The sequence below is a fragment of the Hyalangium sp. genome (assembly GCF_045802625.1).
GTDB lineage: Bacteria > Myxococcota > Myxococcia > Myxococcales > Myxococcaceae > Hyalangium.
In genome coordinates, this window is the sequence record NZ_JBJMQP010000058.1 from 1 (window position 1) to 16,415 (window position 16,415).

Genomic DNA, 16,415 nt, shown 5'->3' on the forward strand with positions numbered 1-16,415 from the left:
CATGGCGAAGGCAGAGAGCTACGACGATCTCATCTTTCAGCTGGGAGACCTGGCGCGAGACCGGCTGCCGGGCAAGCCCAATTGCCCGCGCACCATGGACCGTGTCTACCGTGCCGAGGAGGCGCTGGTGGCGCGGCGTGATGAGCTGGCGGCGCTCGAGCAGGAGATGAACGAGGAGGATGGGGCCTACCAGGAGTTCCAGGCCCAGCAGGATCAGGAGAAGGCCGAGCTCAACACCACGGTGAGGAAGTACAAGAAGGCCGTGGACGCCATCGAGGGCAAGGTGAAGGACATGCGCAAGTCGCTGTCCTCCAAGAAGGCCGAGCTGCGCTACGGCAACGACGGCTTGAAGAAGCTCGAGAACAAGATCCACGACATGGAGATGACCCGCCGGGATCCGCTGGAGATCGCCACCGCTCGCGAGAACCTGAAGAAGAACCGCCTCAAGCTGATGCGGCTGGCCCGCGACATCGAGGCCGTCCAGGACGATCTGAACAACGCGCTGACGCCACTGCCCGGCCAGCCCGGCGCGCCCGGCATCCTGGCGCACAAGCGCCTGCTGGAGATCGAGGACGAGGCCCAGGATCGCGAGGAGGCCTTCAAGCAGCGCATGGCCGAGATCGACCAGGCGATCGCCCAGAAGGAGGGCGAGATCCAGGCGGCGGAAGACTACCTGGACCAGGCGTTGTTCCTGCTCGGCGAGGATGTCTACAAGCAGCGCATCTCGGATGCCCAGCTCGCGCCGTTCTACCCGAGACTCGATCGCGCCCAGTGAGGGTGGGGTCTGCTATCGGTGCTTGACGCGAGGGGCGTGTCTGCTAGATTGCGCCGCTTCCTGCCGCCCGGAGAGCATAAAACGGGCCAAGCAGTGGAATTCATTGAGTTTTCTGCGCCACGGGCGCTCGCAGTGAGGATGACGTGAAGGGTCTGATTGGCAAGAAGATTGGCATGACCCAGGTGTTCAACGACGAGGGCAACCTCGTTCCGGTCACGGTGATCGACGTGAACTCCTGCCAGGTCGTGGGCAAGCGGACGCCCGAGAAGGATCAGTACTCGGCGGTGACGCTGGGCTTCGGCGAGATTCGCGAGAAGGTGCTGACCAACGCGCAGAAGGGGTTCTTCAAGAAGAACAACTCCCCCGCGCGCCGGCACCTGAAGGAGTTCCGCGTTTCGACGGACGACGCCGCGAAGTTCAACGTGGGCGACGCCGTGAAGGCGGACCTGTTCACCAAGGGCCAGCTCGTGGACGTCACGGGTGTGACGAAGGGCCGCGGCTTCCAGGGCGTCATGCGCCGCTGGAGCTTCAAGGGCTCGCAGACCAAGACGCACGGTACGCACGAGTATCAGCGTCACCCGGGCGCCATCGGTCAGCGTAAGACGCCGGGCCGCACCTACCCGAACAAGAAGATGCCGGGTCACTACGGCGTGGAGCAGGTGACCACGCAGAACCTGACCATCGTCGACGTGGACGTGGAGAAGGGCCTGCTGCTGGTGAAGGGCGCCGTCCCGGGCCACAGCGAGGCCATCGTCTACGTGAAGCCCAGCGTGAAGCTGGCGCTGCGCGAGCAGCACAAGGCCGCCCGCGCCCGCTAGCGCAGGCTTCGCCGCGGTACCCACGCCCCGCACAGGAGCCCTCCGAGGGTTCCTGGCGGGGCGTTCGCTTTTCAGCCCGGCGCCAGTGCGGAGCGGCTCACCGCCCCTCGAGGCATGCCCTGGGTGTTGACAGTGGCAACATCTCTAGTTTACATTGTCTACATCAAGGGCGGACACGGCGTGTCCGCGAGCCCTGCCGAGGTGGCCCATGAATGAAGAGCTGATCCTGAAGATCCTGAACGTGCCGGTGCTGCTGGGCTGGCTGGCGATGGTGCTGCTGCCCCGGTCTCGGGTGACGCGGTGGCTGCTGGAGAGCGATGCCCTGCCGCTGGGGATTGGCGTGCTGTACCTGGGGCTGGTGGCTCCCCACCTGCCGGGCCTGCTGCGCGAGTTCGACACGCTGGCGCACATCGGCGCCGCGCTGCAGCGCCCGGGACTGCTGCTGGCCGCGTGGATTCACTACCTCGCGTTCGACTTCATGGTGGGCCGGGTGGTGCTGGCCGATGCCCAGCGGCGCGGCATCTCGCACCTGTTCGTCGCGCCGTGCCTGCTGCTGACGTTCATGCTCGGGCCGGTGGGCTACCTGGCCTACGCGCTCGTCCGCTTGCTGTCGCGGCGCTTCCGTCCCGCCGTGGCCCCGCTGCCTCAGCCCGCTCACTGATTCCGTTCATCGCCTTTGCCCAGGAGTACTCCCATGTCCACGCCCTCTGCCTTTCCCTCCCCGAGTGAGCTCTGGCGCCGCGCCTGGAGCCTGTCGCCCATCCTCGCCGTGAGCACCGTGCTGATGCTGGTCGGCGCCGTGTGCACCAGCGCGGGCCTCGTGCTCGACTCGCGCCAGCTGGTGGGCGAGCCCATCTGGCTGAAGCCGACGAAGTTCTATGTCTCGCTGGCGATCTACGACGCCACCATCCTGTACCTGCTCAGCTTCCTCTCCGAGCGCTCGCGGTTCGTGCGGGTCGTGGCCACCATCCTGAGTGCGTGCGGCGGGATCGAGATGGTGGCGATCACCCTCCAGGCGGCTCGCGGAGTGCGCAGCCACTTCAACGTCGCGACTGCGTTCGACCAGGCCATCTTCATGACCATGGGCATCACCATCATGGTGCTGTGGGTGACGATGCTGGTGCTCGCCGTCGCGCTGCTGCGGGCGAAGCTGAAGGATCCGCCGCTCGCCTCGGCGCTGCGCGTGGGCCTGGTGGTGGGCATAGTGGGCGCGGGGATGGGCTTCTTCATGTCCTCGCCTCGGGCCGAGCAGGTCGCCCTCATGAAGGCCGGACAGAAGCCGATGGAGGCGGGCTCGCATACCTTTGGCGGGAAGGATGGGGGGCCGGGACTGCCGCTCGTGGGCTGGAGCACCCGCGCGGGTGACATGCGGCCGGCGCACTTCCTCGGGCTGCACGGCATGCAGGTGCTGCCCCTGCTCGCGGGCCTTCTGGCGCGTCGCCGGGGGCGCTCCGAGGCGCTGCGGCTGGCCCTGGTTCGAGCCTCGGGCGTGGCCTACCTCGGCCTGACGTTGGCCCTCGCGGTCCAGGCGCTGCGAGGCCTGCCCATCCTCCACTGGGACGCGACCGGCACCGCCACCCTGGCGCTGGTGGTGCTGGCGAGTCTGGTCACTTTCGCGGCCAGCCTCGCGCGGAAGCGGCAGCTCGCCATCGCGGCGGCCTGAGCTGGCGGAGGAGCAGGGGGGGCTCGACGGCCCAAGAGTCCCCCCTTTATCCTGCGCCTCCACGCAGGACCCCGAGCGCTGGACCCAGCGCCCTCATCCATGAACTTTCGTCATCCGCTGGTCCTCCCGCTCGGCCTCTTTCTGCTCGGTGCCCCGTTTCGTGGAGGCCAGTGGGTCTCCCTGCCGTGGGTGATCGTCTCGGCGCTGCTGGTGTTCGATGCGCTCGCGCCCGAGTGGTACCGGGTGCCGGCCTGGCTGCGCCGACCCTGGCTGGGAGTCGCCGCGTCGGCCATCTACCTCGTCAACGCCATCTCCTTCGATAAGTGGACGTTCGGGGGAGTGCTCTGGCTGGTGGCCACCGGCCTGTTCCTCTTCGACTCCTGGAAGCGGCGTGAGCCCCACCTGCTGAGTGACACGCTGCGAGTGACCGCCGAGTCCTCGGCCGCCTCCTCCCAGTCCGGCACCGGCTCCCGCCGGAAGGTGTACGTGGCGCTCGGGCTGTTCGCGGCGGCGTGGCTGCTGTCCAACGTGGGGGACAATCCGACGGCTCCGCGGCTGGGCGTGCTGTGGCTCATCGTGACGGCGATCGTGCTCGCGCAGACGGTGCGTCCGGAGCTCGCGGCGCGCTTCCCCGCGTGGCTGCGCCGGCCAACGCTGGGGGCGGTGGCCTCGGCGGTGTACCTGCTCACCACGCTGGCGCTGGTGGCCTTCACCCCCACCGGCCTGCTGTGGCTGGCCGCGACGATCGTGTTCATCCGGGACGCGGCGGAGCGAGGCGAGCTTCAGCCCTTCGATCCGCGCCTCCTGTGGCGAGGCAACGCCCGGCGGGCGATCTTCGTGGGCGGGGCGCTGGTGGCCATGAGCCTGACGCTCACGTGGGACAACAACTACCGGACCTCGGGCTACGATCGCAGCCACACCTCCACGTCCACGCACTACGACACCACCCGCGGCGTCGACGTGCAGGTGGAGACCACCACCCACCAGTGGGTGGCGGGCGGCAGCTTCGGCGGCAACCTCTCCGCGCACGATCTGGGCGCGGGGCTGCCCACGTGGGCGCTGCTGGCCACGGCCCTGGCGTTGTCCTGGAATGGCTCGCGGCGTGTGTGGCTCCCCATCGTGCCGCTGGCGACGGCGGGGCTGCTCGGCGCCTGGAGCATGAAGCAGCTGATCGAGAACCGGCTCAGCGCCACGCAGTTCACCGGCTCGAGCGTCTTCACCACCGAGGCGGAAGGGCCCTGGGCCCTCCTCCTCTTCCTGGTGCCGTTCACCGTGGGCGCGGTGCTCGTGGTGCGTGAGGCCCTGGCCGGCCCCGCGGCGCTGCCTGCCTCCACGCAGGGGGAGTCCACCTCGGTGACGGGCGCCTGAGCGGCCGGGCCTCCCGGCTCGCGCTCACCACTCGATGAGGTACTCGGCCTCGTCGAGCCCCAGCCGCGTGGCCTTGACCTGGCCCTTGAAGCCCACGGCCCGGAGCGCCTCCGCCAGCAGGCCCTGGTGGAACTCCACCGGCTGCATGTCTCCTCGGAAGTGCAGGCGCACCCGGCGATCGCTCAGCGCGGTGTACTCCCGCTGGCCGTAGCTCACCGTGGTGCCGTAGGCGGTCGGCGCGCTCGAGAAGAGCTTCTTGGGATCTCCCCGGCCGATGATCTGGGTCAGTGTCCTACCCACCGCGGACTGGAAGAACCCGCTGACCGCCGCCGCCCCACAGGCGTTGATGGCCACCTCGACGGATCCGAACTTGGGGTGGGCGGCCAGACGCTCGGCCGCGTCGTACAGCACCACGAGGAAGTCCCGGGCCGGGTAGGGGAAGAAGTCCACCAGCGGCTTCTTCGAGATGGCGGAGCGCACCTCGAGCGCCACGTTCTCGCCCAGGTGGTGGGAGACCAGCTTGAAGACCGAATTGAAGATGAGCCCGCGGACGGTGGCCGTCTCGGGGGTGACACGTATCCGTCGGTCACGCTCCTGGAGAGCAGGGGAAAGCATGGTCCGAGAATTCTGTCACAAGAACGCAAGTACTTGGCGCCTCTTTGGGCGCGCTCCCATGTCACGCTAGGGTAGCGTTGCCTTGAATTTATCTACCCCCCCCCCTCCCTCGCCCCAGGAATCCTCCGCCTTCGGGGCCGCGCTCTCCACCCTGCTGGCGTGGCTGGATGCCCTGGAAAACTCCGAGCGGATCCACGCGCCTCCCACCCCAGCGGATGCGACCCGGCTGGGCGAGCTGCTGCGCGACGTGTGGACGGGGGGGGGGAAACCCGGAGAACCCGGTTTAGCGCGAGCTTCTCCGGAGCAGGTCCGCTTCCGGGCCGAGGCCGGGCCCTACTTCTGGAAGAGCGCCGTGCTGCGGCGGTGCTGGGAGAAGCCCCGCGGCTACGCGGGAGACTTCCTGATGATGGAGTCCCTCTACCGGAACACCCCCGCCGGGGACACCCCCGCCGAGCGCTGGATGGACCTGTGGGCGCTGGCGCTGCCGGGCTTCCAGGCGGTGCGCAACCGCCGGGACATGCTGGCGGGGCTGCTACGCGCGGAGCATGCCCGAGGCGCACGCCGGGTGATGAATGTGGCCTCCGGCTCGGCGCCCGAGCTGGTGGCGGTGGCGCGGGAGATCGCCTTCGAGGGCGTGACGCTGATGGACCAGGACAAAGGCGCGCTGGAGGCGGCCCTGGCGCACTTCGGCCGGGTGGGCGCGCTGCCTGCCACCCGGCACGACGCGCTGCGGCTGTGGAGCGGCTCGGTGCTGGAGCTGCTGCGCAACCGCAGCGAGCTCAAGCGGGCCTCGCAGGACTTCATCTACTCCATCGGGCTCTACGACTACCTCACGGAGCGCTTCGCCCGCACGCTCACCGGGAAGCTCTGGGACGGGCTGGCTCCGGGCGGGCTGCTGGCGCTGGGCAACTTCAACGCGCGCAACCCCATGCACCACTTCACCGAGAGCGCCCTGGACTGGTACCTCGTCTACCGGGAGCCGGAGGACATGCTGCGGCTGGTGGCCGGGCTGCCCGAGCTGGTGGAGGCCCAGGTGCTCACCGAGGACACCGGCTGCCTCCACCTGCTGCTGGCGCGCAAGGCGGGGTAGCCGGACCGGCTCAGAAGATCTGCTCGGGGTCCTCGGAGGCCTCGTCCTGGCTGGCGAGCCGGGCCAGCACCGTGTCGTCGGGGAGGTGGGGCTCGAACTCCACGCTCACCGCGTTCCATGCGCCCAGCGACCGGGTGCGCACCACCCGGAAGGCCTCGGGGGGCCGGCCGAGCTCTCGCACATAGACCTCGACGCGCTCGCCCATCCGCAAGGACACGGGAGTGACGAGCAGGCAGCCAGAGCGGGAGATGTTGAAGATCTCCCCCACGACTTCCACCTCGCCACGCAGGAACTGGATGCTGATGCGGACTTTGTAGCGGGTGTGACGGCGACGATCGGGACCGCTCAAGGCGGGGACTCCTGGCTTCATGGGGGTGCGGTGGCGCCTCGCACTCCATCGTACCTGGAATGACGCGCAGGCACATGCTTTGCCGCGCAAACGTCATCCACCGTGCGGTGCGGGCGCCAGTCGTGAAAAAAATGCACGGTCCGAGGGGCCACGCACCTTGCCCGTGGGGCATCGGATGTGCACTTGGATGCGCCAACACGGGGGCGTTGATCCTCCCAAAGTGCATCGCGGCCTGCCCCCGTGGCCGCGCCAGGACCCTATGTTGACCGTCCGTTCTCTTCGCGTGCTCTCCACGATGATCCTGGCCCTGACGGCCCTGAGCGCCGCCGGGCAGCAGGAGCAGGTGCTGGAGCCAGCCGTGGTCCGCAACCGGCTCTACCGGCCGGCGGGCAACCTCGAGCTGTCTCCCAGCGTGGGCGTCTCGGTGCTCACGTACCTCACGGCCCACTACACGATGGACGTGGCGGTGGCCTACAACCTCTTTGACACCCTCGCGGTGGAGGGCCGGACCGGCTATGCGCTCAGCAGGCAGACGGGCCTGGCGCGCTCCATCTCCGAGAGCTTCCTGAACCGGGACGACAAGAAGATCACCGACGAGCTCGAGGATCTGTGGCGGATGAACCTCCACGGCGTCGTCGGGGTGCGGTGGGCGCCGGTGTACGGCAAGCTGTCGCTGATGGCGGAGGTGCCCGCGCACTTCCAGGCCTACCTGTGGGCCGGCGGCGGAATGGCCTCGTTCCAGCGCCAGTCGCTGATCCAGTGCACCAACGTGGTGAACCGGGATCTGGGCGTCTGTGACAACCGTACGGATCCGCTGGATCGCTCCACCGCCACCGAGAACTTCTGGGTGAAGGAGTCGCGGGTGGCCCCGGTGGTGAGCGCGGCGGTGGGCTTCCGGTTCTTCGCCTTCGAGCGGCACGGCGTGAAGTTGGAGCTGCGGGACTGGGTGTTCCGCGACGCCTACAACGTGGAGCTGTCCCGGGATGACTGGGAGGCGGGCCACACGACGGGCACGCCCTCGGCCCACCCGGGGCTCACGCACCTGGTCCAGTTCGACGTCGGCTACACCTTCCTCTTCTAGATCCCATGCGAACGATCCTGTCCTTCGCGGTCCTTCTGTCCACGGTCGCCGGGGCCGATCCGGCCGTCGTGCAATCCGAAGCCACGGTGCCAGCGCCGGGAGCCGAGAGCTCCATTCCGCCGCGGCTCTCCCCTCCGGCGGCGCCCGCGGTGCATCAAGAGTCCTCGCCTCCGCGCGAGCTGGGGACGGCGGTGCCCACGGAGCAGACCGAGCCCGCGGCGCGTGCGCACTCCAAGAAAGCCACGGGCGCGGCCGAGGAGCCCGAGGCGGCCCAGCCTCCGCCGTCCGAGCAGGCTCCGGCACCCGCCGAGGCCGCCGCGCCCGCTGAGGCGAAGCCGGCCCCGGATGCGCCCACGGTGGCGGACGTGGACACGGAGCTGCGCACGACGACGCCCGAGCAGCAGCGGCTGGTGAACGGCGCGCCGCTCTACAACCCGAACGTCTCGGTCCACATCGTCCAGAAGAAGCAGTTCGCGGACGAGGGCCGGCATGAGTTCGCCCTCTACCCGCTGGCGTTGCAGGTGAACGGCAAGTTCACCAACCACGTGGGCAGCGCGCTCAACTACACCTACCACCTGCAGGAGAACTTCGCGCTCCAGGTGACGGGCCAGTACAACTGGTACTCGAACGAGAGCCACTTCAACCTGGAGCTGATCGACAAGGTGCGCGAGCAGGCCCAGGCCGCCTCGTCGCTGCTCTTGGAGTGGGGCGCGCAGGCGGGTGTCGAGGTGACGCCGCTCTACGGCAAGTTCGCCTTCTACGAGAACCACCTGGCGCAGTTCAGCCTGATCCTCAGCGGCGGCGCTGGCTTCGGCGGGACGCGGCACTTGATCCGGCCGCAGGTGGCCAACGAGGTGGACGGCGAGACGTTCAATGTCCCGGCGCGCTTCGGGAACACGGGGCCCAAGTTCCTGGGCTCGGTGGGCGGGGGCTTCCGGGTGCAGTTCGGTGACTCGTACGCGATGCGCTTCGAGGTGAAGGATCTCGTCTACACCGCGCGCGTGGACCGGGTGGATGGCTGCAACCTGGCCGACTTCGAGAAGATGGAGTCGGCTCGCGCCGGCAACGAGTCCTTCGAGAACCTGGGGCTCAGCGGGGGCTGCCAGTACAAGAAGTTCGACGGCGTGGACCCCAAGACGAAGAAGAACTACCGCGAGGACATCATCCTCGGGAGGGATCTGGTCGCCGAGCCCTCCTCGGACGTCCTCAACAACGTGAGCTTCTACACCGGCTTCTCGATCCTCTTCTGATGGAAACCCCTGTCATGTCCCGACTGCTCGCACTCGTCGCCGTCGCCCTGGCTCCGCTTCCGGCGCTCGCTCAGGACGTAGGCGCGTACAACCGCGCGCTCGCCGCCTTCAACGCGGGCGATCTCGACACGGCCGCGCCGCTCTTCTTCGAGACCTCCGAGGGCGCCTCGGATCCGGAGACCAAGGGCAAGGCCGAGTACTACCTGGCGCAGACCTTCTCGAAGAAGGGGCTGCCGGTGAGCGCCTTCGTCACCTACGCGGCCATCGTCAAGGCCGGCCCCAAGCACCCCTCGTACCTCAAGGCGGTGGAGGGGCTCGTCGACATGCAGCAGCAACTCGACGAGCAGAACCTGATCCCCAGCCTGCTCAACCAGGCCTACACGGAAGAGGTGAGGGATCAATGGGTCACGCTCCCCCGCGAGGTGCTGGCGCGCATCAACTACCTGGTGGGCACCATCAGCCACCGCCGCGGCCGCCTCGAGGAAGCACGCTCGCTGCTGGAGGCGGTGCCGCCCGATAGCCGCATCTACGCCAAGGCGCAGTACCTGCTGGGCATCGTCCTGGCCGATCCGCGCTTCCCTGGGCGTCCCAGTGAGAAGGACACCCTGGACAAGGCCGCGCTCGCCGCGTTTCAGACGGTGCTGAGGCAGCGCGGCGAGCGGCAGATCGAGCTCAAGGAGACGCGCGAGCTGGCGATGCTGGGGCTCGGGCGCCTGCACTACGGGCGGGGAGAGTACAAGGAGGCGAGCGATGCCTACGAGCTGGTGCCGCGCTACTCGCGCTACTGGGATCAGGCCCTCTTCGAGAACGGCTTCGCCCGCTTCCAGAACGAGGACTTTGGCGGGGCGCTCGGCAGCCTCCAAGCGCTGCATGCGCCCCAGTTCGCCGGGGCCTTCCAGCCCGAATCATGGATCCTCAAGGCGACCGTCTACTACTACAGTTGCCTCTTCGATGAGGTGAAGACGACCCTGGCCGCGTATGACGAGGTCTACGGGCCGATGGCGAAGCAGCTCCAGCCCTTCACCGGCGAGGATATGGAGCTGATCCCTGCCTTCAACCTGGTGTCCGCCTCGGAGAACCGGCGGCTGCCGCGCCCGGTGTACCTGTGGATTCGCAACAACGAGCGCATTCGCGAGGTGATGCGAGTGCTGGCCAACGTGGACGACGAGAAGCGCACCATCGCCGGCATGTCGTCCTGGAAGGGCACGCCGCTGGCGACGCAGACGATGGCCTCGCTCGAGGACGTGCGCAAGACGCTGCTGCAGGTGGGCGGCACGCTGGCCAAGAGCCGCCTGCGCGAGGCGGCCGACAACCTGCGCACCTTCTCGGATCAGGCGGAGATCATCCGCGTGCAGACGGCGCTGGATCAGAAGGATCTGCTCCAGGCCGGAGTGGATCAGAAGGCGCTGCTCACCCGGCAGTCGCTCTACCGGCCCGCCATGCCGGGGGCCGCCTGGAACTACTGGAAGTTCCAGGGCGAGTTCTGGATCGACGAGATCGGCTACTACCAATACACGCTCAAGCGCGGCTGTCCGGCGAAGCCGAGCCAGGAGCGCTCCGAGGTCACCAAGTAGCCCGGGGCTCAGTCAGGCGGGGAGGAGCAACGGGGTGGGCCCGCGCGTTGAGCCGCGCCGGGGCTGCCCCGTTTTGCTGTTCAGCGTCTGAAACACATAGTGCCCTGTGGGGCTCATTCGTTCGCGTTGGCACGGTTGCAGCACTTCTCATTCCAGAAGTGCGCGTCTACCTTCGGTCGTCCCTTCGATGGCAGGAGTTCGCATGAAGGCGTTCCTTCGTTTCGGTGCGCTGGCGGTGGGTGTAGCGCTCACCGCGAGCGGGGTGGGGGAGGCGGCAGCCTCCAAGAGGGCGGCGAAGAAGCCTCCAGCGGCGGCGGCCAAGGCGGCCGCGACGAAGTCCACGGCGGACAAAGGTTCCACGGACGCGTCGCCGCTGGCCATCCCGGGCGAGCCCGAGGAGAAGGAGCGGCGCAACGGCCCGGCGCGGGTGAGCCCCGCGGCTGGGAAGTTCGCGGATCTGCCGCGCATCGCCGACAGCAAGAAGGACGCGCTGGCGGACAAGAAGCGCGACGAGGCCATCGAGGGCTTCAAGCGGCTGATCCCGAAGATCCAGGACGGCACCTCGCGCAAGGCGGATCTGCTCTACCGGCTGTCGGAGCTGTACTGGGAGAAGTCCAAGTACCTGTACCGGCTGGAGATGGACAAGTACCTGGCCGCGGAGAAGAAGTACGACGCGGCGGTGGCTCGCGGCGACAAGGTGGAGGCCCCGAGGGAGGACCACCGCGACAGCGAGCGCTACCGCGCGGAGACGATGAGCCTCTACGAGGACATCCTGCGCGACTATCCGCAGTACGAGCTCCGGGACGAGGTCCTCTTCTCTCAGGGCTACAACCTCTACGAGCTGGGCCGCGGCGCCGAGGCGGTGAAGCGCTACGAGGAGCTGATCCGAGACTTCCCGAAGTCGCAGTTCGTGCCGGACGCGTACATCCAGCTCGGCAACTACTACTTCGACAACAACAAGCTGATGCCCGCCAAGCAGAACTACGAGAAGGCTCGCGAGACGGGCGTGCCGAAGATCTACGCCTACGCCATCTACAAGCTGGCGTGGTGCGACTACAACACGGGTGACTACGACGCGGGCCTCAAGAAGCTGCAGGAGGCAGTGGAGTACGCGGAGACGCGCGGCGAGGAGCTGGGCGACCTGAAGACGGAGGCGCTCAACGATCTCACCGTCTTCTACGTGCAGCTCGACCAGCCGAAGGAGGCCATCGCCTACTTCAAGCAGAAGGCGCCGGTGAAGCGGCAGTCGCGGCTGATCGCGAAGACGGCGGTGGGCCTGGCGGACGCGGGCCACTTCGACAGCGCGATCCACATGTTCAAGTGGCTCATCGACGAAAAGCCCATGGGCCCGGGCGCGCCCGAGTACCAGCAGGCCATCGTCCGCGCCTACGAGGGGCTGCGTCAGCGCACGCAGGTCCGCGCCGAGATGAAGAAGATGGTGGAGCTCTACCGGCCGGGCGGCACGTGGTGGCAGGCCAACGCCGGCAACAAGCCGGTGCTGCGCAACGCCTTCAACGTCACGGAAGAGGCCATGCGCGTGATGGTGACCGAGTACCACCAGGAGGCGCAGAAGACGCGCCAGGTGGAGACGTACCGGCTCGCCCGCGACATCTACAAGGAATACGTGGACACCTTCGCCTCCAGCGAGGATCCGGAGTTCGTCTCGGACTCGGCCTTCAACCTGCGCTTCTTCTACGCGGAGATCCTCTGGACCCTCGAGGAGTGGCAGGAGGCCGCCGCCCAGTATGACGCCGTGGTGGCGTTCCAGATCCCGGACCGGGACTCGGCGCGCGAGGTCTCCAACGAGGCCTACCGCAAGAGCGCCTCGTTCGCCGCGGTGCTCGCCTACGACAAGCTGGTGAAGATCGAGCGCGGCCAGCTCACCCAGAGCAACCTCAAGGACGGCCAGAAGGTCGACGAGAACAAGTACAAGGGCGACGTCGAGAAGAAGCGCATCGTCAAGAAGGACGCGAAGGAGATGCAGGAGCAGCCGCTCACGCACTTCGAGGAGCGCCTGGTCGCCGCCTGCGACACGTACAACAAGCTCTACCCGGACAACTCGGACGAGGTGGATCTGCGCTACCAGGCGGCGGTCATCCTCTATGACCGGAACCACTTCGTGGACGCGGCGCGGCGCTTCGGCGAGATCATCGCCAAGTACCCGGAGGAGCGGCGCTCGCGGGACGCGGCGGACCTGACCATGTTCGTGCTCGAGAGCCGCGAGGAGTGGTTCGAGCTCAACAAGCTGTCCCGGCAGTTCCTCTCCAACAAGAAGCTGACCAAGCCGGGCACGGAGTTCGCCGGGCGCGTGGCCAAGGTGGTGGAGGGCAGCCAGTACAAGTACGTGGACGAGATCGTCTACCACCAGGAGAAGAACCCGAAGAAGGCCGCGGAGCTGTTCCAGGAGTTCGTCACCGAGTTCCCCAAGTCGGAGAACGCGGACCGGGCGCTCACCTACGCGATGATCATCTTCCAGGAGGCCGCCGAGCTGGATCGCGGCGTCGAGGCCGGCGAGCGCGTCCTCCGCGAGTATCCGGACAGCCCGTTCGCGCTGAAGGTCCGCTACACGCTGGCGGGCTTCTACGAGAAGATGGCCGAGTTCAAGAAGGCCGCCGAGATGTACGAGTCCTTCGTCGCCGCCTACGACGTGGCCGCGGGGACGGACTCGGGCGCGAAGAAGGGCAAGGGCGCGAAGAAGGGCGCCAAGGCCCCGGCGAAGAAGGCGGATGCGCCGAGCGCGGACTCGAAGCTCGCGCAGCGCGAGGCCGAGCGTGAGCAACTCGTGAAGGAGGCCGAGGCCTGGGTGGCTGACGCCATGTTCAACGCGGCCCTCTGGTGGGAAGGCGTGGGCGCCTCGCCGAAGGCCATCGCCGCCTACAACGCCTACATCGCGCGCTTCAAGGAGCGCAAGGACGTGCCGCAGATCGCCTTCAACATCGGGCTCGTCCACGAGAAGGATGGGCGCTGGGCGGACGCGGCCAAGGCCTTCGCCTCCTTCGCGGAGACGTATGCGCGGGACTCGCGCACCACCTCCGGGCAAGTCTACCTGGCGAAGTACCACGAGCTGCTCGCGTACCGGCAGCTCAAGAACCCGCGGGAGATGGAGCGCACGCAGGGCGAGCTGGTGCGCGGCTGGGGCCGCCTGTCCGAAGAGGACAAGAAGAACGTGAGCCTGCTGGACGCCTACGCCCACGCCCGGTTCCTGGAGCTGGAGCCCGAGTGGAAGCGCTACACGGACATCCGCTTCTCGCGCGTGTCCACCATCAAGCGCGATCTGGTCGCCAAGCAGCGCGAGATCCAGAAGGTGGAGAAGGAGTACGCGGCGGTGCTGGCCATCGGCTCGGGCGAGTGGGGTATCGCCGCGCTCACCCGGATCGGGCTCGCGTATGCGGACTTCGCTCGCAACATCCTCGACTCACCGGATCCGAAGGGGCTGGATGAGGATCAGAAGGCCATGTACCGCGGCGAGCTGGAGAACCTGGCCCTGCCGCTCGAGGACAAGTCCACCGAGGCGCTGGAGAAGGCGCTCGACAAGGCCTACGAGCTGTCCATCTACAACGAGTGGACGCTCGCGGCGCAGGAGCAGGTGAACAAGTACCGTCCGGGAGCCTACGCGCAGGTGCGCCAGGTGCCCTTCCGTGGCAGCGAGTTCTTCGCCACCTCGGACGTGGCCAAGGATCCGGGGATGCCCGCCTCCGCCACCGCGGGGACGGCTCCTGCTGCTCCCGCCGCTCCCGCGCAGGCTCCGGCGGTTCCTGAGTCGCTGCAGGCTCCGCAGGCGGCTCCGCAGAGCTCGCCGTCGCCCGCCGCCACGGTGGGGGAGGCCCGGCCGTGATGAGCACCCATCTCAAGGTATCCGCAGGGAAGACCGCCATGACGATCGCCCGCACGCTTGCCGCCGCCGCGCTCGCCTTCACGACCGCGTGCGCCACGGCTCCTCAGATCAAGTCCACGCCTGTCTCGGAGGTGGCTCCCAAGCCTCCTCCCGCGCAGACCTCGGCCGCCACCTCCGCTGGAGCGAACACTCCCGCTGGAGCCAATGAGCCGGCGCCGCAGGAGCTGTTCCAGGCGGGGCTCGCGGCGTTCGACAAGGGCGACTACGACACGGCGCGCAAGGGCTTCGAGGACTTCGTGGCGAAGGTGCCCCAGAGCCTCAACGCGCAGTTCAACCTGGGGCTCATCGCCGAGCGCCAGGGCCGGCTCTCGGATGCCCAGGCCATCTACGAGAAGGTCCTCGCGGCGGATGCGAACCACCAGCCCAGCCTGCTGAACCTGGGGCGGTTGTACCGGCTGCAGGACAAGTTCGACGCCGCCATCAGCCTCTACGAGAAGGCGCTGAAGGCGCCGGGCCACGAGCACGATGTGGCGCTGCTCAACAACCTCACCGTGGCGTACCGGCTGGCGGGCAAGTTCGAGCTGGCCGAGGCCACCGCGCGGCGCGTGCTGGCTCGCAGCAAGGACAACCCGGACGCCTACAAGAACCTGGCCCTCATCTACTACGACCAGGGGCAGTACCGGCTCGCGGAGGTGGTGAGCGCCAACGCGCGCAAGCTCGCGGAGAACGATCCCGGCGTCTACAACAACCTGGGGATGATCTACCTGAAGCTGAACGATCGGGCCCGCGCGCTGGCTCAGTTCCAGAAGGCCGTGTCGCTCGATGAGAAGTTCGCTCCGGGCCACCTGAACATCGGCGCCATGGCGCTGTCCTACCGCGACTACGCCGGGGCCGAGCGCGCCTTCGCCAAGGCCGTGGAGCTCGATCCCACCTCCTACGAGGGCCAGCTCTATTACGCCTATGCGCTCGACGGGCAGAAGGGGCGCGATCCAAAGAAGGGCATTGCCGCCGGCGAGGCCTACGAGAAGGTGCTCGCCCTGCGCCCGGAGCAGCCGGAGGCCGTCTGCGGCGCCGGTTGGGCCTACGCGGCGGACCGGACCGGCTGGGACAAGGCGCTCGGCTTCCTGGATCGCTGCAAGGGGCTGCAGAGCACCTCGGCGCAGGACAAGCAGTTGATCACGGCGAAGGTGCAGGGCATCGAGGCCATGAAGAAGAACGGCGCGCCCCAGCCTCCCGAGCCCAAGAAGGAGGCCACCCAGGCCCCGAACGGCGACACCTCGCTGCTGAACAAGGTCTCGGAGGACGCGGCGCGCCAGGAGGGCACTCCGCCCGAGGAGACGGCTCCCCCGGCGGATGCGACTTCGGGTGATGCGGCTACGCCTGGAGGTGAAGCCGCGGCGGTTCCGGGCAACCCGGCGCCAGCGGCTCCGGCTCTGGCTCCCGCGAACGGGGATGCTCCGGCGAGCTCGCCTGCTCCCTCTCCTGGGCCGTGAGGATGGGGACGGGACAAATGACTGGATCCGGTGAGAAAATTTTTCCTCTCCTCGGGCAGGCGGCATGGCGGGTGCGAGGCAAGTTCCCTACGATCCGAGGGGTTGGCTTTGGACCGACTCCTGCAAGAACCTGCGGGAACCTCAAATAGGACTCGCTGTCAGAACCGATGGGTGAACGGAGGCTGCGTATGAAGCGACTGGCATCGGCGGTGGTGGCGGCGGCGTTGTGGGCGGGCCCGGCGGTGGCTCAGGAGAAGGACGAGGTGAAGATCATCCAGGAAGAAGACAAGACGGTGTTCCGCAAGAAGACCGTCATCGACTTCACGGATGTCGCCGTCGAGGGCGAGCTCACCAAGCCCGAGGGCTCCTACGTCCTCAACCGGAAGAAGACGGACTTCCAGAGCCTCATCAAGGTCCGAGACAACTTCAACCCCGAGCTGCAGAAGTCGGTGGACAACCTCTAGCGTCTGAAAGGGACGCTCGTTTTTCTTTGGGTGCGGAAGG

14 protein-coding genes are annotated in these 16,415 nt (G+C 67.8%); 12 read left to right on the forward strand and 2 right to left on the reverse strand.

Annotation, left to right across the window (positions count from 1 at the left end; all coding sequences use genetic code 11):
- From ACJ8AT_RS12110 to ACJ8AT_RS12130, 5 genes are all read left to right on the forward strand, one after another.
- Positions 1-775 (forward strand): hypothetical protein (locus tag ACJ8AT_RS12110; RefSeq protein WP_407737849.1); only part of this gene is annotated, 775 nt, incomplete at its 5' end.
- 143 nt (positions 776-918) lie between these two features.
- Complete coding sequence (gene rplC, locus ACJ8AT_RS12115) at positions 919-1,593, forward strand: 50S ribosomal protein L3 (protein WP_407737850.1); 675 nt, start codon at positions 919-921, stop codon at positions 1,591-1,593.
- Between the two features lie 208 nt (positions 1,594-1,801).
- Positions 1,802-2,254, forward strand: a complete 453-nt coding sequence (locus ACJ8AT_RS12120) for an ABA4-like family protein (protein WP_407737851.1) — start codon at positions 1,802-1,804, stop codon at positions 2,252-2,254.
- A gap of 33 nt (positions 2,255-2,287) precedes the next feature.
- A complete protein-coding gene (locus ACJ8AT_RS12125; RefSeq protein WP_407737852.1) occupies positions 2,288-3,256 on the forward strand; it encodes a hypothetical protein in 969 nt (322 codons plus the stop codon).
- A 99-nt stretch (positions 3,257-3,355) separates the two neighbouring features.
- Complete coding sequence (locus tag ACJ8AT_RS12130) at positions 3,356-4,624, forward strand: hypothetical protein (protein WP_407737853.1); 1,269 nt, start codon at positions 3,356-3,358, stop codon at positions 4,622-4,624.
- A gap of 24 nt (positions 4,625-4,648) precedes the next feature.
- Here the strand turns inward: ACJ8AT_RS12130 and ACJ8AT_RS12135 are convergent, their stop codons facing one another.
- Positions 4,649-5,239: a DUF2378 family protein gene (locus tag ACJ8AT_RS12135; protein ID WP_407737854.1), complete on the reverse strand. Its 591-nt coding sequence runs from the start codon at positions 5,237-5,239 to the stop codon at positions 4,649-4,651.
- 82 nt (positions 5,240-5,321) lie between these two features.
- Here ACJ8AT_RS12135 and ACJ8AT_RS12140 point away from each other — a divergent pair, with 82 nt between their 5' ends.
- Entirely contained in the window at positions 5,322-6,329 is a 1,008-nt protein-coding gene (locus ACJ8AT_RS12140) for a class I SAM-dependent methyltransferase (RefSeq protein WP_407737855.1), read from the forward strand.
- Positions 6,330-6,339: 10 nt separating this feature from the next.
- Here ACJ8AT_RS12140 and ACJ8AT_RS12145 read toward each other — a convergent pair whose 3' ends face one another.
- Positions 6,340-6,678 (reverse strand): PilZ domain-containing protein, encoded by a 339-nt coding sequence (locus ACJ8AT_RS12145; RefSeq protein WP_407737856.1) that lies wholly within the window; start codon positions 6,676-6,678, stop codon positions 6,340-6,342.
- A gap of 295 nt (positions 6,679-6,973) precedes the next feature.
- Here ACJ8AT_RS12145 and ACJ8AT_RS12150 point away from each other — a divergent pair, with 295 nt between their 5' ends.
- From ACJ8AT_RS12150 to ACJ8AT_RS12175, 6 genes are all read left to right on the forward strand, one after another.
- Positions 6,974-7,759 (forward strand): outer membrane beta-barrel domain-containing protein, encoded by a 786-nt coding sequence (locus ACJ8AT_RS12150; protein WP_407737857.1) that lies wholly within the window; start codon positions 6,974-6,976, stop codon positions 7,757-7,759.
- A gap of 5 nt (positions 7,760-7,764) precedes the next feature.
- The gene (locus ACJ8AT_RS12155) at positions 7,765-9,009 is read left to right on the forward strand and encodes an outer membrane beta-barrel domain-containing protein (RefSeq protein ID WP_407737858.1); all 1,245 of its coding nucleotides are present in this window, start codon (positions 7,765-7,767) and stop codon (positions 9,007-9,009) included.
- Between the two features lie 14 nt (positions 9,010-9,023).
- Positions 9,024-10,583 carry a tetratricopeptide repeat protein gene (locus tag ACJ8AT_RS12160; protein ID WP_407737859.1) on the forward strand — a complete coding sequence of 520 codons (1,560 nt, stop codon included), beginning with the start codon at positions 9,024-9,026 and terminating at the stop codon, positions 10,581-10,583.
- A gap of 202 nt (positions 10,584-10,785) precedes the next feature.
- On the forward strand, positions 10,786-14,418 hold the full coding sequence (locus ACJ8AT_RS12165) for a tetratricopeptide repeat protein (protein ID WP_407737860.1): 3,633 nt from the start codon (positions 10,786-10,788) through the stop codon (positions 14,416-14,418).
- Between the two features lie 38 nt (positions 14,419-14,456).
- Positions 14,457-15,911, forward strand: a complete 1,455-nt coding sequence (locus ACJ8AT_RS12170; protein WP_407737861.1) for a tetratricopeptide repeat protein — start codon at positions 14,457-14,459, stop codon at positions 15,909-15,911.
- 188 nt (positions 15,912-16,099) lie between these two features.
- Positions 16,100-16,375 carry a hypothetical protein gene (locus tag ACJ8AT_RS12175; RefSeq protein WP_407737862.1) on the forward strand — a complete coding sequence of 92 codons (276 nt, stop codon included), beginning with the start codon at positions 16,100-16,102 and terminating at the stop codon, positions 16,373-16,375.
- Positions 16,376-16,415 lie beyond the last annotated feature (40 nt).

What these genes read in the sequence shown, in the direction of transcription:
- ACJ8AT_RS12120 (WP_407737851.1), top strand. Translation starts at nt 1,802, where the DNA reads ATGAATGAAGAGCTGATCCTGAAGATCCTGAACGTGCCGGTGCTGCTG.
- ACJ8AT_RS12125 (WP_407737852.1), top strand. Translation starts at nt 2,288, where the DNA reads ATGTCCACGCCCTCTGCCTTTCCCTCCCCGAGTGAGCTCTGGCGCCGC.
- ACJ8AT_RS12130 (WP_407737853.1), top strand. Translation starts at nt 3,356, where the DNA reads ATGAACTTTCGTCATCCGCTGGTCCTCCCGCTCGGCCTCTTTCTGCTC.
- ACJ8AT_RS12135 (WP_407737854.1), bottom strand. Translation starts at nt 5,239, where the DNA reads ATGCTTTCCCCTGCTCTCCAGGAGCGTGACCGACGGATACGTGTCACC.
- ACJ8AT_RS12150 (WP_407737857.1), top strand. Translation starts at nt 6,974, where the DNA reads ATGATCCTGGCCCTGACGGCCCTGAGCGCCGCCGGGCAGCAGGAGCAG.
- ACJ8AT_RS12155 (WP_407737858.1), top strand. Translation starts at nt 7,765, where the DNA reads ATGCGAACGATCCTGTCCTTCGCGGTCCTTCTGTCCACGGTCGCCGGG.
- ACJ8AT_RS12160 (WP_407737859.1), top strand. Translation starts at nt 9,024, where the DNA reads ATGTCCCGACTGCTCGCACTCGTCGCCGTCGCCCTGGCTCCGCTTCCG.
- ACJ8AT_RS12165 (WP_407737860.1), top strand. Translation starts at nt 10,786, where the DNA reads ATGAAGGCGTTCCTTCGTTTCGGTGCGCTGGCGGTGGGTGTAGCGCTC.
- ACJ8AT_RS12170 (WP_407737861.1), top strand. Translation starts at nt 14,457, where the DNA reads ATGACGATCGCCCGCACGCTTGCCGCCGCCGCGCTCGCCTTCACGACC.
- ACJ8AT_RS12175 (WP_407737862.1), top strand. Translation starts at nt 16,100, where the DNA reads ATGAAGCGACTGGCATCGGCGGTGGTGGCGGCGGCGTTGTGGGCGGGC.